Below are 24,913 nucleotides of genomic sequence, written 5' to 3'. Positions count from 1 at the left end.
TCCCTACTCCGATTTTTTTGTATGATCGGCTATGAACTCTTTTACGCCGTACGTCGTACACTTCGCCTATCAAGAAAGCCGCACCGAGCTGATTACTAGCCATCGAAATACATGGGTTCTAGAATTTTTCACCCAATTTTCCAGCCTTCTAAACCCAGATTGCAACATTTATTACCGCCAGCACAAGAGAAGTCATCTTCAAAATCAAAAATTGTATGACTAAGGGCTAACTTACATTCTAAAATTGTACAACATTAGCACCGAAGGAATAGGTGAAATAGGTAGGTGTCATCTTGCCATCGCTCGACAGGCATGATTAATGCCCTTCGAACTCACAGAGGGTACGGACACTAACCCCCATTGCGGCTATTCGTTTGGCACCCCCGATATCCGGAAGGTCAATCACAAAGGCCGCACCTATCACGGCACCCCCTGCCTGTCGGATGAGATTGATGGCGGCCTCCGCCGTCCCCCCCGTCGCGATCAGGTCGTCAACGAGCAGTATATTCTCGCCTTCTTTTATGGCATCCTGATGAATTTCTACGGTATCGGTCCCATATTCCAGCTCATACTCCTCGCTGATGACCGCACCTGGCAGCTTGCCCTTTTTCCGAACGGGAACGAAACCGACGCTCAGTTGGTGGGCGATGGCACCGCCAAGAACAAATCCCCGTGCTTCAATCCCCGCCACCTTGTCGATCCTGACGCCGGCATAGGGCCAGACCAGCTGGTCCACGACGTGCCGAAAGCCGCCGGCATCCTGCCATAGGGTAGTGATATCACGGAACAGGATTCCCTTTTTCGGGTAATCAGGAATGGTCCGAATGACAGATTTTATATCCATAATGGCCTCTCGCCTAAAGTACACGGCCTGCCACAGCCGCAAGTTTCTTCATGATTTCAGGGTCACGCGCCTCGGGCGCGGTTATCAGGGCGTTATCAAGCGCATGATGGCATCCGGCGGGACAGGAAGCCTGTCGGGTGCTTAAACTGGGGGCCACTGTCTTAACAAGGTGCCGCGCATTGTCCGCGTTTTTCATCAACACCTCGATGACAGTTGTAACATCGACGGCGTCATGTTCTGTGTGCCAGCAATCATAATCGGTTACCATGGCGACGGTCGCGTAACACATTTCCGCCTCTCGGGCGAGCTTGGCTTCGGGCATATTGGTCATGCCGATGACCTGGCACCCCCAGCTTCGGTAGAGTTCGGATTCGGCAAGGCTCGAGAATTGCGGCCCCTCCATCGCCAGATAGGTCCCTCCCCTGTGGACAGGAATCCCGTTTGCCCGCGCGGTTTCTTCCAATGCATCGCCAAGCCGGGAACATACCGGACGCGCCATGCTGATATGGGCGACAAGTCCAGTGCCAAAGAAGCTTTTCTTGCGGTCAATTGTCCGGTCTATGAACTGATCGACAATCACAAAGGTGCCGGGTGCGAGCTCTTCCTCAAAAGAACCGCAGGCGCTCACGGAAATAATCTCCGTCACCCCGGAGCGCTTGAGCGCATCTATATTGGCCCTATAGTTTACCTCAGCCGGCGGAATGCGATGCCCCCTTCCATGACGGGGAAGAAAGACCATTTGAGTGCCATCGAGCGTACCAAAAAGCAGGTCGTCTGATGGCGCCCCGAATGGGCTCTCCACCGATTTCCAACGGGTATCCTGTAGCCCGTCGAGCTCATAGACACCACTTCCGCCGATCACACCGATAACCGGCTTGTCGCTTGATAAACTCATTCCATCCTCCAACTAGATACTGGCGGAAACTTAGCCTTGAAATTAATGACATGCCATAAAAAAAGGGCGCTTCGACAAGCGCCCTTTTTCTTAAATATTCAATATTCTAGTGAACGTCTGACCAGACTTTCCGCTTCACCGCGTAGAAGACACCCGCCAGGATAAGCAGGAACAGGATGACCCGAAGGCCGATGCTCTTGCGTTGCTCCAATTTGGGTTCCGCTGCCCAGGCCAGAAACACGGTCACGTCTTTCGCCATCTGGTCCACGGTTGCCGGTGTGCCGTCGGAATATTCAACTGCGTCCGCCGATAGTGGAGACGGCATGGCAATCTGATGTCCCGGGAAGTATGCGTTGTAAGCCATACCTTCCGCTAGGTTGAAATCAGCAGGCGCATCCTCGTACCCGGTCAGCAATGAATACAGATAATCATCTCCGTTCGGGCGCGCCTTGCTCATCAGCGAGAGGTCCGGCGGATAGGCACCACCATTGGACGCACGGGCCGCCTGTTCGTTCGGGAACGGGGATGGAAAGCTGTCTGACGGCTTACCCGGCCGATCAAACATTTCGCCGTCACCGTCAGGACCATCCTGATACTCGGACTCCGCGGCAATCGCCTTGATTTCCTCTTCACTGAAGCCAAGGTCTGAAAGCGTGCGGAATGCGACCAAGCCAAGGCCATGACACCCGGCACAGACTTCGCGGTACACCTGCAGGCCACGCTGCGCGGATGCACGATCGTATGTCCCGAAAATCCCGCCATGCTTCCAGTCCACGGATTTCAGTTCAACCGCATCCCCTGCAGCCTGGGCCGAACCCAGGCTTGCCAGGGAAACCAGAGCCGCAATGCTCAAAGACGTCAATAATTTAAGCATTGGCCGCCTCCTCACTCGCGGGCTTCTTGGACAGGACATCCTCCGAGATACTTGCAGGCAGAGGTTTCGGCTTTTCAAACAGGCCGACCAGTGGCAGCAAGATCAGGATGTGAACGAAGTAATAAATCGTCGCGATCCGACCCCAGATGATGAAGGCCCCTTCCGGCGGCTTTCCACCGATATAGGTAAGCAAAATACAATCCGCGACAAACACCCAGAAGAGCTGCTTGTAGATCGGACGGAAGCGGGCGGAGCGGATCCGGCTTTTATCAAGCCAGGGAAGCGCAAACAGAACCGCGATCGCACCGAACATCAACATAACACCACCGAGCTTGTCCGGAACCGCACGCAGGATTGCATAGAAGGGCAGGAAATACCATTCGGGCACGATATGCGCCGGCGTAACCAGCGGGTTGGCCGGGATATAGTTGTCCGGGTGCCCAAGATAGTTTGGCGCGAAGAACAGGAAGGCAGAGAAGAAAATCAGGAAGATCGCCAGCCCGTAAAGATCCTTAACCGTATAATAAGGATGGAACGGAATGCTGTCCTGCTTGCTCTTCAGGTCCAGACCAGTCGGGTTGTTGGAACCGTTGGTATGCAGCGCCCAGATATGCAGGATGACGATCCCGACAATCACAAAAGGCAGCAGATAATGGAGGCTGAAGAACCGGTTTAACGTTGGGTTATCCACCGCGAAACCACCCCACAACCAGGTCACAATGCTGTCCCCCACAACCGGAATTGCGCTGAACAGATTGGTGATAACCGTTGCACCCCAGAAGCTCATCTGTCCCCAGGGAAGCACGTACCCCATGAAGGCAGTGGCCATCATCAACAGGAAGATGACCAGACCAAGCCACCACAAGAGTTCCCGCGGCGCCTTATAGGAACCGTAGTATAGGCCCCGGAAAATATGGAGATAGACGACGATGAAGAACATCGAGGCGCCATTGGCATGCATATACCGGATCAGCCAACCATAGTTCACGTCGCGCATGATATGTTCGACGCTGGTAAAGGCCAGGTCCACATGCGGCGTGTAATGCATGGCAAGAACAATGCCGGTGACAATCTGAACAACCAGCATAACGCCTGCCAGAGAGCCGAATGTCCACCAGTAGCTCAGGTTTTTAGGTGTCGGATACTCATACAGGGCATGATGAAGCATCCCTGTAATCGGCAACCGATCCTCTAACCACTTCACAGCGGGATTTTTAGGTTCAAAAGACATCTTGGGGCCCCCTACCCGATCTTGATATTGCTGTCGTTCAGGAACTCGTAAGGCGGAATGACCAGATTCGCTGGTGCCGGGCCCTTACGGATACGTCCTGACGTATCGTAATGCGATCCATGACAGGGACAGAACCATCCCCCGAAATCACCTTGCCCTTTAAGCGGGACACAGCCCAGATGAGTGCAGATACCGACCATAATCAGCCATTCGGGATTGATTACCCGCTCGGAATCAGGTTGTGGATCGGGTAAATCGGCGAGGTCGACATCTTCGGCCCTCTCGATATCCTCTTCTGTCCGATGCCTCACAAAAACCGGCTTGCCCTGCCAAACGACAGTGACTTCAGATCCGGTTTCAATGCCATCAAGATCAACTTCCGTTGTTGACAGCGCAAGAACATCCGCAGATGGGTTCATTTGCGAAATAAAGGGCCAGATGGCCGCTGCCGTCCCCACGGCACCAAGGCCGCCTGCAGCAATATAAAGAAAATCACGGCGCTTTACGCCGTTCTCTTCTTCAGGGGTGGTTGTCGTCATTTACTTTCCCCAAAGCCTATAAAAATAATTTTACCGCGCCCGCTTTTTGTCATCATAATGCCGACATGTCCAGCCCGAACGTGCCGAATGCGACAATAAAGCGCGCATTTTTTCTGTATTTGTTACAACACTCCCATTACAACAGCAAGATGCGACTTGCACTTTACCAACCAGATATAGCCCCCAACGTGGGAACCCTGCTCAGATTGGGCGCCTGCCTTGGCGTTCCGGTCGATATTATCGAGCCTTGCGGCTTTCCATTCGGGGCGAAAGACCTTAAAAGAGCCGTGATGGATTATGCCGCTGCGGCTGATGTTACGCGCCATGTTTCCTGGCAGGAGTTCACACGGCACAAAAGCGGAAAACGCCTCATTTTACTGTCAACAAAAGCAGATATTACCTACACAGATTTTACATTCACAGAATCGGATATTCTTTTGGTGGGACGGGAGAGCGCCGGCGTACCCGAAACCGTCCATGATGCTGCGGACCATCGGCTCCTGATCCCGATGACAGAAGGATTGCGTTCGATCAATGTCGCGCTTTCCGCAGCTATGGTACTTGGTGAAGCACTTCGCCAGACAGCGGGCTTTCCCAAACCTTCCCCTTCTCTTTAAAGACGGTAAGTTCATGACAGATAGTGTGACAGATTCTCAAAAAAAACGTGCCACTGAATGGTTTCGTTCCTTGCGCGATGAAATACGGGCAAGCTTCGAGGCGCTGGAGCAAGAATTATCGGGCCAACTCAGCGACCGGGAACCGGGGCAGTTCGAGGTCACGAAGTGGGATCGTGCCGGGGGTGGCAGCGGAGAGATGTCCGTAATGAAAGGCCGGGTGTTCGAAAAAGTGGGCGTCAATATTTCGACGGTTCATGGCCAGTTTTCCGAGGAATTCAGGAAATCCATTCCAGGCACCGAGACTGATGGCTCGTTCTGGGCAAGCGGCATATCCCTTGTCGCCCATATGCAGTCACCTCTGGTTCCCGCTGTACATATGAACACCCGCCATATCGTGACCGCCAACCACTGGTTCGGTGGGGGAGCCGACCTGACCCCCATGTATCCTGATGTACAAGACACACAGGACTTTCACGCCGCATTAAAAACAGCCTGTGATCGCCATGATCCGGATTACTATCCGCGTTTCAAGAAATGGTGCGATGACTATTTCTTCCTGCCCCATCGCGACGAGGCGCGCGGCGTCGGCGGAATTTTCTATGACCGTCTGGAAACCGACTGGGAAAAGGATTTCGCCTTTACCCAGGATGTTGGCCGGGCCTTTCGCGATATCTACCCGGAAATTGTACGCCGTCATATGAATAGGGACTGGACAGCCGAACAGCGTGAACACCAGCTTGTTCGGCGCGGGCGTTATGTCGAATTCAACCTTCTATATGACAGAGGAACGACTTTCGGCCTCAAGACCGGGGGCAATACGGAAGCCATTCTGATGTCCCTGCCACCTGAGGTGAAATGGCCCTAGCATGGCAAGTAAGTTACCTTAAGTTACTGGGCTGTGACGCTGCGCACACCTCTTTTTCTTGGAGAGTGAGTCAAGACGTTATAATATCGTCTCGTGATCGCGACTTTTAGAGGAATAGGACGATGGTCAGATACAGATATAGCATCTTGGTTTTGATAGCAGACGCACTGAGGAGCTTGCGCGCTCATATGGCAAGCACATCAATGGGTGCGAAACCTTGTCACGGCTGCGACTGTTTCTAACTCCGAAACCTCTTCTCCCCTCGACACGGATTAAAATACAGACATGTTACTGGTGGGAGACCACCGCATATAAAAGGCGTGAAACCAATTGGTTTCACGCCTTTCTTTTTTTCAGTACCTAGTCGCCTAGTTTGCCTGCCGGCGAAGGAAAGCCGGGATATCGAGAAGGTCCTCGTCTTCCTGTTTCTGGTCAATCTTCACCGAAGACGTGACTTCCTTGCGAACAGTCGGGCTTTGCGGGGCGGGCGCGGCAGGAGTTGGTGCCACCCGTTCGCTTGTCGGTTCCTTGCGAACCGGAGCCGGTGTTTCTTCCCGGGCCGTTTCCTTCCGGAAGGTCCGGCTGACACCGGTCATCCGCTCAAACAGGCTCGGTCCGCGTTTTTTGGACTTTGGATCCGCCGCATCGGCCAAGGCATGGTGCGCATCAGGATTTACCAGTTTTTCCGGGCTCTTATCGACTTTAATCGCCGGAGGTGCCTTGAAGGGGCTGTCTTTCCCTTGCGTTTCAGATGGTCCCTGATCGCTTTCTTCCATCTCTTCATCAATATCGGAGAGAAGGTCACGCTCCTGATCAACGGCAAGATTGCCACTCACATAACCGGCATCCGATGAGGTGGACCCCATTTCAAGGTTTTCCGAAGAAGAGTTAGCATCTCCCGCCTGAGCCACTGGCTGACCAGAGAAGTTGCCGCCAGGTACCGTCGCGCCAAATCCGGATGCAGAAATATCTGCGGCTGCCGGTACCATGGGTGCGGAATCGCTAGAGCCAGAGGCCGAGAAAGATGCGGCTCTGCTTTCACCCTTCACGGAAAGGAGTGACGTTACATTTGGAGAATTGGCTTTTTGAGCCTCCAAAGCATCGATACCTGTCGCAACGACGGAAACCCGCATGCTGCCTTCCATCTCCGTATCGAAAGTAGAGCCGACGATGATGTTCGCTTCCGGGTCGACTTCACTGCGGATCCGGTTGGCGGCTTCATCCAGTTCATACAGGGTGAGGTCCATGCCGCCCGTGATATTGATCAGAACGCCCCGGGCGCCTTTCATGGAGACATCATCAAGCAGCGGGTTGGAGATGGCCGCCTCGGCTGCTTCGATCGCACGGTTTTCACCGCTCGCCTCACCCGTGCCCATCATTGCCTTGCCCATCTCATTCATGACCGTGTTCACGTCCGCAAAGTCAAGATTGATCAGGCCCGGCATGACCATCAGGTCGGTGACGCCGCGAACGCCGGAATGAAGGACTTCATCGGCCATATTGAACGCATCGGCGAAAGTCGTTTTCTCATTGGCAATTCGGAAGAGATTCTGGTTCGGGATAATGATCAGCGTATCCACATAACGCTGCAACTCCTCGATACCCGCTTCCGCAATCCGCATCCGGTGATTGCCTTCAAACTGGAAGGGTTTTGTGACAACGCCAACCGTCAGAATACCTTTTTCACGGGCCGCCCGTGCCACAACTGGCGCCGCGCCTGTTCCTGTACCACCACCCATACCAGCCGTGATGAAACACATATGCACGCCTTCAAGATGGCCGATGATTTCGTCGAGCGCTTCTTCCGCTGCTCCGGCGCCAATATGAGGTTTTGATCCGGCGCCAAGCCCTTCGGTCAGCTCAGCTCCAAGTTGAATTCTGCGCTCCGCCAAACTCTGCTTCAAGGCCTGCGCGTCTGTGTTGGCGACAACGAACTCCACCCCTTGAAGCTCCGAGCTAATCATGTTGTTCACCGCGTTACCGCCAGCCCCTCCAACGCCTAATACCAGTATTTTCGGTTTTAGCTCTGTTTGCTCCGGCACTGACAAATTGATAGTCACGGTACTCTCCTCCTCTACTACGCTGACGAACAGCTAATTAATACCAAATATTGTGGTTAATGAAACCCTACTTCTCACTATATTGACAATTTTTCTGCATTTTCCTGCCTAAAAATTCTCCTTGAACCAGTTTCCAACCCGCAAAAGTCGGTTTTTCGGCGGCTTTTCCGCCACCGACATCTTGATGCCCTCATCGAATCTTTCGCGCACGGCGTAAGACAGTAATCCGGCAACTGTCGTAAAGGCCGGTCCGTCCGTCGCATCGGCGAGTCCTTTAACACGGATAGGTTTACCCATGCGCACCTGCTTATCGAGGACACGGGCCGTGAGTTCCTGCACGCCGGATAGCTGCGCCGCGCCACCGCACAACACCGCACGGCGTCCGGCAACCTTATTGAACCCGGAGGCGGTCAACCGGTCATTCACCAGTTCCAATATCTCTTCGAGGCGGGGTTTGATGATGCCGACGAGCATGGATCGTGGCACATGATTGGCGACGTCATGGTCCATTTCCCCGATCAGCGGGACATCGATGATTTCCTTTTCATCTGCCGGGCTCGCAAGGGCATTTCCATAGAGCGTCTTCATCCGCTCCGCATTGGCAAGCGTGGTGGACAATCCCCGCGCGATATCATTGCTGACGTGACCGCCGCCGACCGGTATCACCTCGTTATAAACCATTTCTCCATCATAGAAGACGGCGAAGGAGGTCGAGCCACCGCCCATATCGATCACGGTTACCCCAAGATCCATTTCATCTTCGACCAGGCTGGCGAGGCCTGAGGCATAGGGCGCGGAAACCATGCCCGCCACCCCCAGATGACAACGTTCAACACAGTTGGCGATATTGCGCATATGGCTGTTTTGCAGGGAAACCATATGCATGCTGACGCCGAGACTTTCCCCATACATCCCGCGCGGATCGCGAATGCCACGGTTCCCATCCACGGTATAGCCGACGGGCAGCGCATGAATAACGGTGCGTCCTTCGGGCTGATAGCTGGCACGGGCTTCCTTCAAGGTGCGCTGCAGGTCCTTCTCGGTAATTTCCTGTCCGCCGATCGACATCTCGACATCTACCGTTTGCGACGCCGGCTTACCGGCCGAAACTCCCAGAAAAACCTCTCTTACGGTTTCTCCCGCCATGCGCTCTGCGGCATCAACGGCGGAACGAATGGCTTCTTCCGCCATTTCCATATTGGTAATGCCGCCTGCCCGCAAACCTCGGGAGACCTGATGACCGATACCGGTGACCCGAAGACGCCCAGCCTCTTCCGTCGCGACGAAACAACATACTTTCGTCGAGCCGACATCCAGTGCTGCCAATGGTCCATTTCGTCCCGCTGCCATTACCTTTTCACTCGCTCCGTCTTTCGTTCTGTCCAGCTTTTCCAACAGGTGATCATGTATCGTTCCCCGCCAGACGGCGAAGTTTCGCCGCCTCATCCTTCAGGCGCACATACATGCGGTCCTTTCCGCGCAAATCGATGGAGACCACATCCTTGTCAAGAATCCTCTGCTCATTCTGTATCTGATAGAGCTGCTTCCAGGCATGCGATGCCCCTTTTTCAGGAAGTAGAACTGTTACGTCATTCTTGAATTCCAGGTTCCAGCGCCGATCGCGAATACGTACGGCACTTTCAAGGCGCGTAAACAACTCCGGTGTTTGTGCCAACATATCGAATAGCTCGGCAGCATGTTCATTCGCGCCGGATCCGACGACCTTCGGTAGATAGCGAAAGGCGGCTTCGTCTTTTTTGGAGACGAGTGCTCCCGTTCGATCAATCACGCCGGTCTTTCCATTAACCTGCCAGCGCGCATACGGACGACGCTCCGTGATTTCGATAAAGATTTCATCGGGATAGCGGCGCATCACGGAAGCAGTTTCAATCCACCCCAACGTCTCGAGCCTCTCACGGGCCGCCTCGGGATCAATGTTCAGAATGCTATCACCGCGTTTAACGTCGAGGACACGAAGAATATCGTCACCCGATGTCTTGTCCCGACCCGTCACGCTAATTTGCTGCACTGTAAGGCCGAATACTTCCGCAAGGGCCTGTTGCTGCGCGTCGATCCAGGCGGCGCTTCTTTCGGGCAATTCTGCACGAACGATGAAGTTTGTTATACCGCCGATAACGATCGCGGCTAGCAGCACGCCGCCACATATAACGGCAGGCTTACGCCAGGCAGGTGTAGGTTTTCGCCGGCTTCCCCGTCGCGGTTTTTCTGACCTGAAGGGTGCGCTAATCCGGTCCGTAATCCCAATCGTCATGCTGCCCAGCCGTGAAAATGCAGCCTCAGTCGAAATCCGAGGTTCCGTTTTTCTTTTGGTCGTCTTTTTCTTTTTGCCGCCACCGCGCAGGCTCTTAAAAAAGCCGCCACTCTTGGACGTCGCCTTGCGCGGTCGTGATGTTGACGGAATAACGCGGTCGTCCTTGTCAATTGTTATCGGTCGCATGATGCATCCTCCACAATCCAGCGGACAAGCTCTTCAAAGGAAACGCCGGAATGAGCGGCAATTTCCGGAACGAGGCTGAGCGATGTCATGCCGGGCTGTGTATTTGTTTCCAGCATATAAAATTTACCCGGCCCGTCTTTCGTATCGTCGAAACGAAGATCGCTCCGGCTGACGCCCCGGCATCCCAAGGTCTGATGGGCAAGCAAGGCCAGCCGCAACGCTTCCTCGTAATCCGCGGGGTCAAGCGGGGCCGGCATCAGATGTTCCGCCTTTCCGGCAGTATATTTGGCTTCATAATCATAAAATCGGCCGAGCGGCCTGATCTCAACCGCGCCAAGAGCTGTATCTCCCATGACAGCAACCTGGATTTCACGCCCCGGAATGAAAGTTTCGATCAGGACTTTTTCGCCAAATGTCCAGGGCAAATCCTGAAGGCTTATATTCTCGTCCTCCAGAATAATCGTCACCCCGACGCTCGAACCCTCATTTAGAGGTTTGACGACGAAAGGCTTAGGAAAGCTGGCGCCATCCTGAATATCCTGACGCGTGAAAATCTTGCCATCGGCAATAGGGATCCCGACGTCGGCAAAAAGCGTCTTTGCAACCGGCTTATCCATCGCCAGTGCCGACGCAAGAACGCCGGAATGAGTGTAGGGAATGCCGATTATTTCGAGCAATCCCTGAATATAGCCATCTTCCCCATAGCGACCGTGCAGAGCATTAAAACAAACATCGGGTTTAAGCTCGCTGAGTGTCTCGGCGATATTGCGACCGACATCAATCGGCGTAACCTTGTATCCGCATGATTTAAGTGCCTCGCTGCAGGCGAGGCCACTATTCATGGAAACCTCGCGTTCGGCGGACCACCCCCCCATTAGGACAGCGACATGTTTCATGAATCGGCTCCTTCCATCCGCTCGCCTGCATCCCCGAGACGAACTATCTCCCAGCGCAGTAGCGTGTCATGCTTGGCGAACACGCGGCGGCGCAGCTCTTCGCCGACTGCCTCCAGGTCAGCCGCCCGCGCGGCGCCTTTGTTGATCAGGAAATTACAGTGTTTTTCGGAGACCATGGCATCACCAATCGAAAATCCACGCCCCCCGACATCATCAATCAACTCCCATGCCTTTTTTCCGGGAGGATTAGCAAAAGTCGAGCCACCGGTCCGGCTGCGAATGGGTTGGCTTTCCTCCCGGTTTCGCGAAATATCCGCCATACGGTCCAGTATTTCCTGCCGGTCGCCCGGCGTGAGCCGGAATGTCGCCTCCGTGAATATCCAGTCCTTTGGAACATCCGTGTGACGATAGGAAAAGCCCATCTCCTTCAGGCTCAGTTCATGACGCTGGCCTTTTCGGTCGTACGCAACCGCAGACAGGAAAATATCTGAGATATCGGCGCCATAGGCCCCGGCATTCATCCGCAACGCGCCGCCGATCCCTCCGGGAATGCCACTCAAAAATTCGGCGCCTTCCAGCCCCGCATCTGCCGCGAAACGCGCGACATGCCCGTCGAGCGCCCCCGCACCCACGGTCAACTTGTCACCCTCATTGTTCATCTTCGCGAAATGGCGGCCCAGGCGAATGACAACGCCCCGCACTCCGGCATCCCGCACGAGAAGGTTGGATCCGACGCCAATGACATGAACGGGAATATCACCTGGCAGGTTCTTCAGAAACTCGGCTAGGTCTGCGTCGTCTTCCGGCTTGAAAAGAATATCCGCAGGTCCACCTACCTGAAACCAGGTCACCTTGCTGAGATCCGCATTCTCGCGCAACCGGCCACGAGCAGGCGGCATAAGATCCAGCAGCTTTTCATTGGTCGAATTTTGTGGCTCCATAGGAGTCATGTCATTCATCCTACCTTTTCCTCGCCCCTCAGCTTTTCGAGATTCGCAGGCAATACATTGGCCCAAGCTGAAATAGAACCCGCCCCCAGACAAACAACGACATCACCAGGGTGACTGTTTTCCTTGACCATGGCGGGCAGTGCCTCCGGTCCGTCCAGAGACAGGACATGGCGATGCCCTCGGGCGCGAAGCGCCTCGACGAAATGCTCCTTGTCAATCCCTGGAAATGGTGCCTCACCCGCGGCATAAATATCCGCCACGATGACCGTGTCCGCATCGTTGAAGCAGGTGCAGAACTCTTCAAACAGGTCATGAAGACGCGAATAACGGTGCGGTTGCACGACGGCGATCACCTTTTTGTCATAGGCTTGGCGCGCGGCGGAAAGAACCGACGCGATTTCAACAGGATGGTGGCCATAGTCGTCGATTATGGTGACGCCATTCACTTCGCCTGTTTTTGTAAATCGGCGTTTGACCCCGCCAAAATTGCGTAAGCCTTTCTTTAGGTCTTTTTCCGAGAAGCCCATTTCCATGCCGACCGCGATCGCCGCAAGCGCGTTCATGGCATTATGAACGCCGGGCATGGGCAATTCGAATCCCTTCATTTCACGGGTGTCGCCTTCAATACGATCGCTTAGCACTACATTGAAATGCGCATGCCCGTCTGCAAACCGGATATCTGTTGCCCGGTAATCCGCTTGCGGAGAGCGTCCATATGAAACAAGCCGTCGGTCCGAAATCCGGCCGATCAGCGCCTGAACTTCGGGGTGGTCGATACAGACCGCGGCGAACCCGTAAAAGGGAATATTCTGGACAAATGTCTGGAAGGCTTCACGCACGCCATCAAAATCGCCATAAAAATCCAGATGTTCCGGATCAATATTGGTTACCACAGCAATGGTTGCCGGCAATTTCGTAAAACTGCCATCGGACTCATCCGCCTCGACCACCATCCACTCGCCTTTACCGAGGCGGGCATTGGTCCCGTAAGCATTGATAATACCGCCATTTATGACTGTCGGCTCCATCCCCGCCGCATCGAGCAAGCTCGCCAGCAGTGAAGTTGTCGTTGTCTTGCCATGGGTACCGCCAACGGCAATCGCCGATTTCAACCGCATCAATTCAGCCAACATTTCCGCCCGGCGAACAACCGGTATCAGATGGCTCCTTGCTTCACGCACTTCGGGATTGTCCGGCTTCACCGCAGAGGAAATCACAACGACCTGGGCCTCCCCCAGGTTTTTTGCGTCATGGCCTACATGCACCGTGATGCCAAGGCCGCGCAGGCGTTCAACATTAGCATTGGCGGCTAGGTCTGAGCCTTGCACCTGGTAGCCAAGAGTATGCATCACTTCCGCGATACCGCTCATTCCGATTCCGCCGATACCGACGAAATGAACAAGGCCCATATCCAGGGGTAGCTTTCTCATGCGGCGGCCTTTCCGTTTTTCTCATTGTCACTATTGGCGGGCTTGAACCGCTCGACCAGATCGGCAAGTTTCTCTGCCGCGTGAATTTCACCAAGGCTTGTCGCGGCATTTGCCATAACCGACAGACAGTCCGGATGGTGAAAAAGGTAAGTCAGTTGGCGGCTTACTTCTTCAACCGTGAATTCATCCTGCAGGACAAGCCGAGCGGCACCACGCGCCACAGCATTCTCACCGTTCTTTCGCTGATGGTCGTCCATGGCATGTTTATAGGGAACGAGGAGCGACGGTCGCCCAGCCACCGTCAATTCAGACAGCGTCGACGCGCCCGAACGGGTGATGGCCAGATGGCATGTTTCCAGCAGTTCCGCGACATTGTCAAAAAAGCGACCCAACTTCGCTTCTATTCCATTCTCCAGATAGAGAGCGCGAACTTTCTCAATGTCTTCAGCGCGGCATTGTTGCGTCACATGGAGGCGCGCCTTCAGGTCATCAGGAAGGGCAATCAGTGCGAGCGGCACGACTTCAGACAGGATGGTCGCCCCCTGGCTACCGCCAAGAACGAGCAGATTAATAGGGCCGCCTGGTGCCGGGCTAATGTAGCCCTTACCAAACAGTGGAAGAATTGCTCGCCGGACAGGATTGCCGGTATAGATCATCTTGTTCGCGGTCTCGTTGTCCGGACTCTCGGTGTGATCGAAGGATGTGGCGATAATCTTCGCATAACCCGCCAGCAACTTGTTCACCCTGCCCAACACGGCATTCTGCTCATGCAGCACCAGCGGAATACCCAGACTTGCCGCGGCAGCCGCCGGGGGCATGGAGGGGTATCCGCCGAATCCCACCACTGCTAAGGGTTTTATCCGGCGCAGCATTTTGCGTGATTGCAGGAAGCCGAGAATCAGGGCGCCAACGGCCTTCACTTTCCCGACAAGTCCTCCGATAGACGGGGAGCCGGACTTGACCTGGAGAACGGTAACTCCGGGGAAAAGCTCGTCATATTTCTCGCCGCGCATATCGGTTATGAGCGTCACCTCAAACCCCCGCGACGTCAGTTCTTCCGCAAGCGCGCGGGCGGGGAATATATGCCCGCCCGTACCGCCACTCGCCAAGACTATCTGCTTATTCAGGCGCGTCATCTTAGCTCTCCCGTACCAGCACGGCGACGGCTGAGCGCGAGCAACATGCCCATTAAAAGGGCGAGCGCAAACATTGATGAACCGCCATAGGAGATAAAGGGCAGTGTCATTCCCTTTGTCGGCATCAGGCGCAGATTGACCCCTATATTAATTACTGCCTGTAACCCGAACTGGGTGAGCAAGCCGGCCGCGGCGAGAACGACAAAAAAGTTCTTTTCTTCCAGCAAGCGGCTGAAGCCACGGAGGACAATAAACGCGAAAAGGGCAACAACGAGAAGGCAGATGACGACGCCAAATTCCTCCCCCAAAACGGCGAAGATAAAATCAGTATGCGCATCTGGCAGTTGACGTTTTACCGAGCCATCCCCTGGCCCGACTCCGAAAAAGCCACCGGTCTGGAACGCCTCCATCGCGCGCTCAATCTGATAGTTGCCGCCGCCCGACGGATCCATAAACCGATCGACACGGCTTGCCACATGGGGAAACAGGCTGTAGGCCGCGGCGGCACTGACAATGCCGACGACAACAAACATCACAACCCAGATAATGGGTAGACCCGCGAGGAAAAACTGGGCGAACCAGACAGCGGAAACAACCAGCGTCATGCCGACATCCGGCTGCAGGAGCAGCAGGGTAACAACAAAGGCGAACAACACCATGGAAATCAAATTACCCGGTATTTCATCGCTCCGACGCTGCTCCGCAAACATCCAGGCGGCGACAACTGCAAATGACGGCTTCAGGAATTCGGTTGGCTGAAGGGTAAAACTGCCAAATTGCAGCCAGCGATGCGCGCCTTTTACCTCAGGCCCGACCAGCAGGGTGGCAATTGTCAGGAGGGAGAAAAAGACGAAACTGACAACCGCTAGCCGCCGCACCCAGAGAGGCGAGAGCAGTGAGATGGCGAAAATTATCATCACGGCCATTGGCAGGTACATGAACTGGCGCCGCACGAAATGGAAGCTGTCAAGGTTAAGTCGGGCCGCAATAGCCGGACTTGCCGCCAAGACCATCACCCCGCCCATTGCAACGAGCAATCCTACCGCGACAAGCGTCCAGCGATCGACAGTCCACCACCAGCTTCCGACTATAGAACGATCAAGACGGGTAAAGGTTGTCACGATTGCGCCTCCTTGATCCATTGCTGGACGGCGGCTCGAAACGCATCGCCCCGGGCCTCAAAGCTGGTGAATTGGTCGAAACTCGCAGCCGCTGGAGACAGCAGCACAACGGAAGATTTATGCCCTGCTTTCTGTGCAGCCTGCGCAGCCATTTGCACAGCCTTGGTCAAATCACCGCAATTCCGGTAAAGAACCTTTCCGTCCAGCGTCTCAGCGAACTGGTCCGCAGCCTCGCCAATCAGGAAAGCTTCTCGTATTCTGCCAAAATGTGGTGCTAGCGAGGAAATACCGCCCGCTTTTGGTCGGCCCCCGGCAATCCAGAAGATGTTGCCAAAACTGGTCAGGGCTTTCTCCGCCGCTTCCGCATTCGTCGCCTTGGAATCGTTGATGAACAGAATATTTTCGCAGCGGCCCACTTCTTCCATGCGGTGAGAAAGGCCCCCGAAGGACTGAAGGCCTGACCTGATTTCTTCAGGCGTTAACCCGACACTCCGCGCGGCAGCAACTGCTGCCGCGGCATTCTGCCAGTTGTGACGGCCGCGCAAGGAACCAATCTTTGAAATATCCATCGTCCAAGATTGATCGCCAACCGACAGGTCCTCGAGTCGGCCGTCAATGACACTCACTCCGCCAGAAACTGACGTCTCTGTCGAAATGGGAACAAGCTTACCTTCACCATAAATAGCAAGGCAGGTCGCAATATGCTCACAAATCGGATCATCGATATTGATGATTGCGATACCATTTTCATCTTGGTGCTGGAAGATGCGCTTCTTGACAGCTGCGTACCCTTCCATGTCACCATGACGATCCAGATGATCAGGCGTAATATTGAGAAGGATCGCCACATCCGCCTGCCAGGAAGGCGTCAAATCCAGTTGGTAGGACGACAGCTCCAGAACATAGCATCCCTCTAGTTCGAGCTCCGGCAGGTCCATGACCGGCGTACCGATATTTCCGCCAAGAGCTGTGGATTTTCCGGCGGACGCGAGCAGGTGATGTATCAACGCTGACGTTGTCGATTTCCCATTGGTGCCGGTCACACCGATTATCCGTCCCGCCTCTTTCTCCTGCAGGAATATTTCAATATCGCCAATAACGGCAGCGCCGGCCTTTTTGGCAAGGTTCACAACGGGGTGCGGTGTCGGATGGGTAAGGGGGACGCCCGGGCTCAAGACCAGCGCCTCTGCCTCCGGCCAGCTATTCTCCGTCAGGTCCTGCACGATCAGGCCAGCCTCCTGCGCTGCTTGGCGCCGGGCCTCATTATCATCCCAGACAAAAACATGCGCTGCGCCAAGGTGAAGCTGGCGCGCCGTTGCCATACCGCTCTTGCCCAGACCGAATACGGCGATGTTCTTATGCTGATATGAATGGCTCTGCATCATCCCCTTACCTCAACTTCAGCGATGCGAGGCCGATAAGGGCGAGGATAACGGCAATAATCCAGAACCGGATTACGATTGTCGGCTCTGCCCAGCCCTTCTGTTCATAGTGATGATGCAGCGGCGCCATCCGGAACACACGCTTCCCCGTCAGCTTGAAGGACGCCACCTGAACAATTACGGACACGGTCTCCAACACAAACAGTCCGCCAATGATCGCCAGCACAATCTCATGCCGCGCGACGAGGCTGACGGAGCCAAGCGCACCGCCCATGGCAAGCGAGCCGGTATCGCCCATAAAAACCATGGCAGGAGGCGCGTTGAACCAAAGGAACCCGAGACTGGCACCAATCAAGGCACCACAGAATACGGTCAACTCTCCAGAACCCGGGACATATTGGACTTGGAGGTAATTCGAGAAGACGGCATTACCTACCAGATAGGCAATCAACGCAAAGGAGGCGGCAGCAATCATAACCGGAACAATGGCAAGGCCATCTAGGCCATCGGTCAGGTTAACAGCGTTCCCTGCCCCCACTGTCACCAAAATGGCAAAAGGGATATAAAACCAGCCAAGATTGATAATCGCATTCTTGAAGAACGGGATGGTCAGCACACCCGATATATCCATCGGTGAGCTTGCCATGATGACATAACCGGCCGATCCGGCGATCAGTAGTTCCAGCAGCAACTTGAGTTTCCCGGGGAGACCCCGGGTATTATGGCGGCTGACTTTCAGATAATCATCGGCAAAGCCGATGGCGCCAAACCCAAGCGTGACCAGCAGTACCACCCAGACATAGATATTTTTCAGGTCCGCCCAGAGCAATGTGCTGATCCCAAGCGCCAGAAGGATCAGGAAGCCCCCCATCGTCGGGGTGCCCTGCTTGGCGATAATATGAGATTGCGGCCCATCGTTACGGATCGGCTGTCCGCGATGCTGCTTGCTTTTCAGCCAGCGAATAACCGCCGGACCACATATGAAACTGATCAACAGCGCCGTCATCACCGCGCCACCGGTTCGAAACGTCAGGTAACGGAATAGGTTGAAGAGTGTAAAATCTTCGGCCAGCGGGAATAAAAGGTTATAGAGCATCAGCGCCCCCTCTGTTCGGCGCCCGCCATGACGACGGGGCGGCGCTCTAGCAGGGCATCGAGCGGGATACGCATTTTGCTGCCAAGCGAGCCCTTGATTAGAATAATGTCACCGGCACCGATTACCTCCAGCAAGGGATTGATCAACCTATCCGATGTCTCTTCATGATGTGTGCCGATAGTGCTAGGCATGGATTTTGACAGTTGCGCCATATTCGGTCCGCAGGTGAACAGAAGGTCAACTCCCGCCGCGCACACATCCGCTTTCAGGCTGCGATGAATATCTGCGGATTTCTCGCCCAGTTCCAGCATATCGCCAAGAACAGCGATACGCCGCCCGTTGCCGTCTGGATGGAGGTTATGCAGGACCTCCAAAGACGCGCGCATGGAGGCCGGGCTGGCATTGTAGCTTTCATCAACGACCATGTAGCTGCCCCCGAAACAAGGCACCATATGACGTGCACCCCGCCCTTTCGGGGATTGCAAATTGCTAAGAGCATCCGCCGCCTTTTCGATATCGGCGCCAAGCTCGCTCACCGCACCCAATACGCCGAGAATATTACTGATCCAGTGGCGACCTGGCACACCCAGGCGGAAAAACACCTCATGGGACGCAATCTTGACCGCGACATCACTGTAATCGGGGTAAAGCGTAAAATCAGTTAGACGGATGTCCGCTTCAGACTTTTCACCAAATGTCAGGATATGTGTAATGCCGGCATTCGCCGCAATGCTCTTCAAAAGGCCGCCATAGCTGTTATCTCCATTGAGAATAACCGAGCCGCTGGAGGTCAGACCCTCGAATATTTCCGCTTTCGCATGGGCAATTGCCTCGACATCCGAGAAAAACTCCAGATGAACGGCTTCAATCGTGGTGATCAACGCGACATGCGGACGGACCATTCTTGACAGGGGACCAAGCTCACCCGGATGGTTCATGCCAAGCTCGAAAATGGCGAATTTAGTATCCTCGGGCATGCGCGAAAGCGACAGTGGCACGCCCCAGTGATTGTTGAAGCTGCCGATGCTGGCATGGGTTTTTCCCTGCCGCGACAAAATGTGTAAAAGCGATTCCTTGGAGCCTGTCTTGCCAACGCTGCCGGTGACCGCAACGATCTGCGCTTTTGTTCGCGCCCGGGCGGCGCGCCCCAGATCTTCAAGCGCACGCAAGGTATCATCCACAAGAATAACAGTCGCCTCCGCCGGCAGGTCATCAGGCCGTTGGCTCAGCAGCAATGCCGCCGCGCCCTTATCAAATGCAGCGCGAGCAAAATCATGACCGTCATGCACTGGGCCAACAATCGCAACAAACAACTCCCCTTTTTCAAGGGAGCGGCTATCAATGGAGACGCCGGACGCCGTCCAGTCTTCCCGGTCGGCTTTTCCACCAACAGCGGCGATAACATCGATCCCTTTCCAAAGTGGCTGGTCAGACATTTTCGCCCCCTAACGCCGCGACGATCTCGTGAACGGCATTCTTGTCGTTAAACGGGATGGTTTGCGTCCCGATAACCTGGCCTTCCTCATGACCTTTCCCGGCCACAACGAGTATATCTTCCTGCCCGAGAGCCTTGATCGCTGTTTCAATCGCCGCAAAACGATCACCAATATTCAGGGCGTCCGGGCAAGCAACGATGATTTCCGCCCGAATCTGAACAGGGTCTTCAGTGCGCGGGTTGTCGTCCGTCACGATGGCCCGATCCGCATAAAGACCGGCTATACGCCCCATTTCCGCGCGCTTGCCCTTATCCCTGTCACCGCCACATCCGAAAACCACGTGAATTTTGCCTTTTGCATGGCTTCTAACGGCTTCGAGCACGGTTTCCAGCGCGTCAGGCGAGTGAGCATAATCAACATAGATCGCGGCGTTATTCGCAAGCGTCGCAACCAGTTCAAGCCGCCCCGGCACATTGGTCACTTTTGAAAGCGCCTTGCTGGCAGCGGCCGGGTCACCGCCCGCGCCAATCACCAGACCGAGGGCGCAAAGAGCGTTCATGACCTGAAATTCACCAGCAAGCGGCAACATGATTTCCTGCCGCTTTCCTAAAATTTCCACTGTCACAACCTGCCCCGCGCTTTCAGGCGCGAGATCAATGAGCTTGAGGTCATTTGCCGCCCGACCATAGGAAATGATCTTCACGCCGCGATCCTTGGCAGCCCGCAAAAAGGCGGGATAGACTTCCGAATCCGCGTTAAGAACCGCCGTTCCCGTTTTATCAAGAACGCGGGAGATCAAGCCAAGCTTCGCATTCAGGTAGCCTTCGGATGACGCGTGATAATCAAGATGGTCACGCGTCAGATTGGTAAAAGCGGCAGATTTTATACGCGCTCCGTCAAGGCGATACTGATCAAGCCCATGACTAGACGCCTCGATAACCGCGTGCTGAATTCCATGACCGACGAGATAGGTAAGCGTTTTATGCAGAAGGACCGGCTCGGGAGTCGTGTAGCCGAGGGGCAGCGTCTGGTCGGGCATCATGACACCAAGTGTCCCAATGCTCGCCGCGGACAAACCCATCGCCTGCCAAATAGCGCGCGTAAAATACGCCACGGATGTCTTGCCATTTGTTCCGGTGACAGCCGTCATCGTCTCTGGCTCCGCCCCGTAGAAGCGCGACGCCAGGCGAGCCAGGATCAAGCGCGGGTTTTCCTCGCGAAAACATGGCAGCTTACAGTCCGCCGGCTCATATGACGTGTTGGTAAGGATGGCGACTGCCCCTCTTTTAACGGCATCCTCGATAAATTCACGGCCGTCAGCACTTTTTCCAGAAAGCGCAGCAAACAGGAAGCCCGGCTCAACCTGGCGACTGTCCGCGGTCAGCCCCTTGATATGCGTATCATGCATGGCCGGAATTTCCCGGCCTTTCATCAATTCAGAAAGACGCAAGTTTTTTCTCCCGTGAATTAATGGGGATAAACATGGCCTTCTGAACAGCCTCGCTCTCTTCCTCGACCGGCTGGATTGACAGGATCGGACCAATCCGGGAAATCAACCGCCCGACAATCGGCGCCGCCGTCCAGCCTGCGCTTCTGAAGCCATGCGTCTGGGCGTTACCTTTTGGCTCGTCAAGCATGGCAAACACGACGTAGCGCGGATCATTCATGGGAAACGCGCTGACGAAAGACGCGATCAATGCATCCCGCTTATACCGGCCGCCAACTGCCTTTTCCGCCGTACCGGTTTTACCGCCGACGAGGTACCCCGCAGCAGATGCCTTGCCGCCGGTCCCCTTTTCAACAACAAGCCGCATTAGCCGCCGCATAGTATCGGAGGTCTTTGCAGAAATAACCTGACGGACCGGCGTCAGTTTTCCTTTATCGCGCCGGATCACCGTTGGGTTGATATAATTGCCGCCATTGACGATCGCCGAAATCCCCGTGCTGAGTTGCAGGGGGCTAACAGACAGTCCGTGGCCAAATGAAATTGTCATGGTCTCAAGACTATTCCATCTTGGCGGCAAAATTGGGGCACCGAGCTCGGGAATTTCTAAAGATGGCTTGTCGAGAAGGCCCAATTTCGCCAGGAATGCCTTGTGTTTCTTGGGTCCAACGTCATCGGCCATTTTTGCCGCGCCAATGTTGGAGGAATACATAAATATTTCAGGAACAGACAGCCAGCGCTTCTTCGGATGGTCGTCGCGAATGCGAAAGCCGGCCTTGCGGATTGGGTCTGTCGCATCATATCCGCCCTGCAATCCAACAACGCCCATATCCAGCGCCATTGCTGTCGTAAAGGTCTTAAAGGTTGAGCCCATTTCATAGACGCCAAGGGAAATCCGGTTAAACTTGGCATCCCCTGAAAAATCATTCGGCCGATTAGGATCAAAATCCGGCAGGGAGACCATTCCCAGTATTTCGCCCGTCTGTACATCCATGACCATGCCCGCCGCCCCGATGGCACGGAAAATAGACATGTGACGGGAAAGCTCGTCCCGCAAGGCATGCTGTATGCGAACATCGAGAGAGAGCATTAACTCCTGCGAAGCTCTGTCGCGGGACCCGCTGAGCTGGTCGTCAAAATACTTTTCAACACCGGCAATGCCGTGGTTGTCCACATCGGTGAAGCCCATCACATGAGAGACCAGCGCCCCCATCGGATAAAACCGCTTCTCCTCCTCACGGAAATGCAGTCCTGGAATACCGAGGGCATTTACCTGATACTGCTGCGTTGGCGTCAAGTTTCTCTTGAGCCAGACGAAATTTTTTGCCGACGCGAGTTTGCTCAGGATCGCAGCTTCGCTCAAATCATCGAGAACCGTTGTAAGCTTCGCCGCAACTTCCTTGGGGTCGATAATATTTTTGGGCTCGGCGAACAGCGATGCCGTGGTTAGCGTAGTGGCCAGCAGGACCCCATTCCGGTCCCTGATCTCTGCCCGCATGCTTTCACCGACTGCGACAGGCGGAGGCGCATCAACATCAGAGGCGATTGCGTCCTCTTCACCAATACCGCTAATGGCCAGCCCAACGAGCCTTCCGGCAAGGATAACAAAACAAAAGGCAAAGATAACGCCGGCCATCACAAGTCGATTTCGACCCTGCTCTAGTGTTTCCTTTGCACTGCCCTCTAGCCGCAACGCCATATGACGATCTTCCGGATTGTTGTGGCCATGAGAGGGCGTCAGCGTAATGCGGGGGCGAGATGACTTAGTGGACCAAGTCAATTCGCTCATTGCAAGCTCCCCTCATGCGTAAAGGTCGCAAGCTGTATTGCTCCTTTTGGCAGTGGCGTTACAGGCGTATAATCGCGGCGCGGGTTGTGGCGCGGCACGGGAACAGAATATTGCTCTGGGTCAATAGGCGGGTATGGCACCTCGCCAACCGACGCCACCTGATAAGGCGCGATCAGGAGCAACGGCAGATACTTGCTTGCGAGCGACTGCAGGACGTCCGGACGGTTCTGATAGGTCCACTCCGCTTTCAGAATACGAACACTCTCCTTATTTTCGGAAATACTTTTGTTGAGCGCCTTGAGGTCTTTTTCAAGCTCCTGAACCTCATAGGAAAGCTGATAGAGACCGAAAGATACAGCCGCAACAAGAACCAGAGAAATTACTGTTAGGTTTAACTTCATGCCGCCTCCGTCCAGGCCGGCGCATCAGTCCTGATCGCCCCACGCAACCGCGCAGAGCGCGACCGCGGATTAACGGCCAATTCATCAGGACGAGCCTTGAAGGTACCTCGTTTGATAAGCTTGAAAGTGGGAGCTGGCCCCTCGTCCGAGACAGGAACATGACGAGACGGCCTGGCACGCCCTTCAGACCTTGCTGACAGGAAGTTTTTCACGCGTCGGTCTTCAAGACTGTGGAAAGACACAACCGCTAAACGACCACCGGGAGTAAGCAGTCGTTCGGATGCGGCCAGGCCCTTGACCAGCTGCCCAAGTTCATCATTTACTACTATACGCAACGCTTGGAAGGTACGCGTCGCCGGATGAATGCCCTTTCCTGTTGGACGAACAACCGAAGCCACCACTTCCGCTAACTCAACTGTACTCTTGAAAGGCGCCAACTCGCGCCTTTCGGCTACTGCACGCGCAATCGCACGCGATCTTTGCTCCTCACCGTACACAAATATAATCCTGGCGAGTTCTGCTTCAGATTCTTCATTAACAACGTCAGCCGCCGTCCGGCCCTCACCGGACATGCGCATATCAAGTGGCCCTTCCCTCATGAAGGAAAAGCCGCGCTCCGCCTCATCGATCTGCATGGAGGAAACACCGATATCGAGAGCAATTCCATCAACCGCATCTATGCCGTGGGAGGACAGCAACCCCTCCATATCCGCGTAGCAACCTTCAACCATGACCAGCCTACCGGGAAACTCGGCTGCCATCTCGCGGCCCATCGCAATCGCAAGTGGATCGCGGTCAATGCCATAGACATGACAATCCGCGGCCTCAAGTATTGCGCGGGAATAACCACCAGCCCCGAAGGTCCCGTCCACATAGACACCCCCGTCTTTCGGGCCAAGAATCTCTAGAACTTCCCGCAGTAGTACAGAGATATGAGGGGCATCTTGCCTAATCATTGGCACCCCCTTCGCCGCCCAAACTAGAGGCACGTTTCTGGACGGCGCGGGCACGCGCCTGTTTCTTACGAATTTCAAAGGCCTCGGGCTGCCAGATCTGAAAACTGTCGCCCCGCCCGACAAAGGCGCATTGACCCTCAATACCTGCGTTTTCAAGAAGCTCCAGAGGGACCATAATACGACCGTCACCATCAATGGGGAGCTCGACAGCGTCACTCATGAGTGCATCAGCAAAGCTCTCGCGATCTTCAGACAAGGGATCAAAGCCGCCGATCTTCTCGAGAAGGCGCTCCATCACGTCCATACCACAGGCGTCAATGGCATCGCCATTGATTGTGGGCAGCAGCACAACACTGTCGAAACCCTTGGACGCAAGAACCGCACGGAACTTCGCCGGCACGGATACCCGTCCCTTCTTATCGACCTTGTTGACATATGTGGACAGAAACAGGGCCATACAGCCAAAAATCCCCCTACTTTTCCATTCCCCAAG

23 protein-coding genes are annotated in these 24,913 nt (G+C 54.8%); 2 read left to right on the top strand and 21 right to left on the bottom strand.

From position 1 onward, the window contains the following. Window positions 1-316: 316 nt before the first annotated feature. The 5 genes from J0X12_RS05455 to petA all read right to left on the bottom strand — a co-directional run bounded on the left by J0X12_RS05455 (window position 317) and on the right by petA (window position 4,383). Window positions 317-844, bottom strand: a complete 528-nt coding sequence (locus J0X12_RS05455) for an adenine phosphoribosyltransferase (protein ID WP_207043071.1) — start codon at window positions 842-844, stop codon at window positions 317-319. 13 nt (window positions 845-857) lie between these two features. Beyond that, the gene (locus J0X12_RS05450; RefSeq protein WP_207043069.1) at window positions 858-1,739 is read right to left on the bottom strand and encodes an S-methyl-5'-thioadenosine phosphorylase; all 882 of its coding nucleotides are present in this window, start codon (window positions 1,737-1,739) and stop codon (window positions 858-860) included. Window positions 1,740-1,845: 106 nt separating this feature from the next. Further along, window positions 1,846-2,613, bottom strand: coding sequence for a cytochrome c1 (locus tag J0X12_RS05445; protein WP_207043067.1), 768 nt, complete (start codon window positions 2,611-2,613; stop codon window positions 1,846-1,848). Continuing rightward, entirely contained in the window at window positions 2,606-3,844 is a 1,239-nt protein-coding gene (locus tag J0X12_RS05440) for a cytochrome b (protein WP_207043065.1), read from the bottom strand. The genes J0X12_RS05445 and J0X12_RS05440 overlap by 8 nt, the downstream gene beginning before the upstream one ends. 11 nt (window positions 3,845-3,855) lie before the next feature. Continuing rightward, the gene (gene petA / locus J0X12_RS05435) at window positions 3,856-4,383 is read right to left on the bottom strand and encodes a ubiquinol-cytochrome c reductase iron-sulfur subunit (protein ID WP_207043064.1); all 528 of its coding nucleotides are present in this window, start codon (window positions 4,381-4,383) and stop codon (window positions 3,856-3,858) included. Between the two features lie 149 nt (window positions 4,384-4,532). On the opposite strand from petA, the gene J0X12_RS05430 reads away from it, so the two are divergent. Together J0X12_RS05430 and hemF are read left to right on the top strand one after the other, a co-directional pair. After that, window positions 4,533-5,000 (top strand): tRNA (cytidine(34)-2'-O)-methyltransferase, encoded by a 468-nt coding sequence (locus J0X12_RS05430; RefSeq protein WP_207043063.1) that lies wholly within the window; start codon window positions 4,533-4,535, stop codon window positions 4,998-5,000. 13 nt (window positions 5,001-5,013) lie between these two features. After that, on the top strand, window positions 5,014-5,865 hold the full coding sequence (gene hemF / locus J0X12_RS05425; RefSeq protein WP_237688023.1) for an oxygen-dependent coproporphyrinogen oxidase: 852 nt from the start codon (window positions 5,014-5,016) through the stop codon (window positions 5,863-5,865). Window positions 5,866-6,233: 368 nt separating this feature from the next. Here hemF and ftsZ read toward each other — a convergent pair whose 3' ends face one another. The 16 genes from ftsZ to J0X12_RS05345 all read right to left on the bottom strand — a co-directional run bounded on the left by ftsZ (window position 6,234) and on the right by J0X12_RS05345 (window position 24,877). Beyond that, window positions 6,234-7,925: a cell division protein FtsZ gene (ftsZ, locus tag J0X12_RS05420; RefSeq protein ID WP_207043061.1), complete on the bottom strand. Its 1,692-nt coding sequence runs from the start codon at window positions 7,923-7,925 to the stop codon at window positions 6,234-6,236. A gap of 108 nt (window positions 7,926-8,033) precedes the next feature. Next, entirely contained in the window at window positions 8,034-9,275 is a 1,242-nt protein-coding gene (gene ftsA, locus J0X12_RS05415) for a cell division protein FtsA (protein ID WP_207043060.1), read from the bottom strand. Window positions 9,276-9,327: 52 nt separating this feature from the next. Next, on the bottom strand, window positions 9,328-10,383 hold the full coding sequence (locus J0X12_RS05410) for a cell division protein FtsQ/DivIB (RefSeq protein WP_207043059.1): 1,056 nt from the start codon (window positions 10,381-10,383) through the stop codon (window positions 9,328-9,330). Further along, window positions 10,371-11,279 (bottom strand): D-alanine--D-alanine ligase, encoded by a 909-nt coding sequence (locus J0X12_RS05405; RefSeq protein ID WP_207043057.1) that lies wholly within the window; start codon window positions 11,277-11,279, stop codon window positions 10,371-10,373. Before J0X12_RS05405 ends, J0X12_RS05410 begins: the two co-directional genes overlap by 13 nt. Beyond that, on the bottom strand, window positions 11,276-12,229 hold the full coding sequence (gene murB / locus J0X12_RS05400; RefSeq protein ID WP_420497058.1) for a UDP-N-acetylmuramate dehydrogenase: 954 nt from the start codon (window positions 12,227-12,229) through the stop codon (window positions 11,276-11,278). The genes J0X12_RS05405 and murB overlap by 4 nt, the downstream gene beginning before the upstream one ends. A 5-nt stretch (window positions 12,230-12,234) precedes the next feature. Next, complete coding sequence (murC, locus tag J0X12_RS05395) at window positions 12,235-13,659, bottom strand: UDP-N-acetylmuramate--L-alanine ligase (RefSeq protein ID WP_207043054.1); 1,425 nt, start codon at window positions 13,657-13,659, stop codon at window positions 12,235-12,237. After that, window positions 13,656-14,795: an undecaprenyldiphospho-muramoylpentapeptide beta-N-acetylglucosaminyltransferase gene (gene murG, locus J0X12_RS05390; protein ID WP_207043051.1), complete on the bottom strand. Its 1,140-nt coding sequence runs from the start codon at window positions 14,793-14,795 to the stop codon at window positions 13,656-13,658. Before murG ends, murC begins: the two co-directional genes overlap by 4 nt. Beyond that, entirely contained in the window at window positions 14,792-15,919 is a 1,128-nt protein-coding gene (gene ftsW, locus J0X12_RS05385; protein ID WP_420497057.1) for a putative lipid II flippase FtsW, read from the bottom strand. Before ftsW ends, murG begins: the two co-directional genes overlap by 4 nt. Then, window positions 15,913-17,301, bottom strand: coding sequence for a UDP-N-acetylmuramoyl-L-alanine--D-glutamate ligase (gene murD, locus J0X12_RS05380; RefSeq protein WP_207043047.1), 1,389 nt, complete (start codon window positions 17,299-17,301; stop codon window positions 15,913-15,915). The genes ftsW and murD overlap by 7 nt, the downstream gene beginning before the upstream one ends. Window positions 17,302-17,305: 4 nt before the next feature. Beyond that, the gene (gene mraY / locus J0X12_RS05375) at window positions 17,306-18,394 is read right to left on the bottom strand and encodes a phospho-N-acetylmuramoyl-pentapeptide-transferase (RefSeq protein ID WP_207043044.1); all 1,089 of its coding nucleotides are present in this window, start codon (window positions 18,392-18,394) and stop codon (window positions 17,306-17,308) included. Next, window positions 18,394-19,830: a UDP-N-acetylmuramoylalanyl-D-glutamyl-2,6-diaminopimelate--D-alanyl-D-alanine ligase gene (locus J0X12_RS05370; RefSeq protein WP_207043042.1), complete on the bottom strand. Its 1,437-nt coding sequence runs from the start codon at window positions 19,828-19,830 to the stop codon at window positions 18,394-18,396. Before J0X12_RS05370 ends, mraY begins: the two co-directional genes overlap by 1 nt. Then, window positions 19,823-21,280: a UDP-N-acetylmuramoyl-L-alanyl-D-glutamate--2,6-diaminopimelate ligase gene (locus J0X12_RS05365; RefSeq protein WP_207043040.1), complete on the bottom strand. Its 1,458-nt coding sequence runs from the start codon at window positions 21,278-21,280 to the stop codon at window positions 19,823-19,825. The genes J0X12_RS05370 and J0X12_RS05365 overlap by 8 nt, the downstream gene beginning before the upstream one ends. Beyond that, window positions 21,267-23,063 carry a peptidoglycan D,D-transpeptidase FtsI family protein gene (locus J0X12_RS05360; protein WP_207043037.1) on the bottom strand — a complete coding sequence of 599 codons (1,797 nt, stop codon included), beginning with the start codon at window positions 23,061-23,063 and terminating at the stop codon, window positions 21,267-21,269. Before J0X12_RS05360 ends, J0X12_RS05365 begins: the two co-directional genes overlap by 14 nt. Continuing rightward, the gene (gene ftsL / locus J0X12_RS05355) at window positions 23,060-23,464 is read right to left on the bottom strand and encodes a cell division protein FtsL (protein WP_207043035.1); all 405 of its coding nucleotides are present in this window, start codon (window positions 23,462-23,464) and stop codon (window positions 23,060-23,062) included. The genes J0X12_RS05360 and ftsL overlap by 4 nt, the downstream gene beginning before the upstream one ends. After that, window positions 23,461-24,420 (bottom strand): 16S rRNA (cytosine(1402)-N(4))-methyltransferase RsmH, encoded by a 960-nt coding sequence (gene rsmH / locus J0X12_RS05350; protein WP_207043033.1) that lies wholly within the window; start codon window positions 24,418-24,420, stop codon window positions 23,461-23,463. The genes ftsL and rsmH overlap by 4 nt, the downstream gene beginning before the upstream one ends. After that, entirely contained in the window at window positions 24,413-24,877 is a 465-nt protein-coding gene (locus J0X12_RS05345; protein WP_207043031.1) for a division/cell wall cluster transcriptional repressor MraZ, read from the bottom strand. The genes rsmH and J0X12_RS05345 overlap by 8 nt, the downstream gene beginning before the upstream one ends. Window positions 24,878-24,913: the final 36 nt, after the last annotated feature.

The organism is Sneathiella sedimenti (assembly GCF_017313765.1).
GTDB classification, from domain to species: domain Bacteria; phylum Pseudomonadota; class Alphaproteobacteria; order Sneathiellales; family Sneathiellaceae; genus Sneathiella; species Sneathiella sedimenti.
Note: the sequence above shows the minus strand (reverse complement) of the source record. Positions and strands in the feature narration are given on the sequence as shown.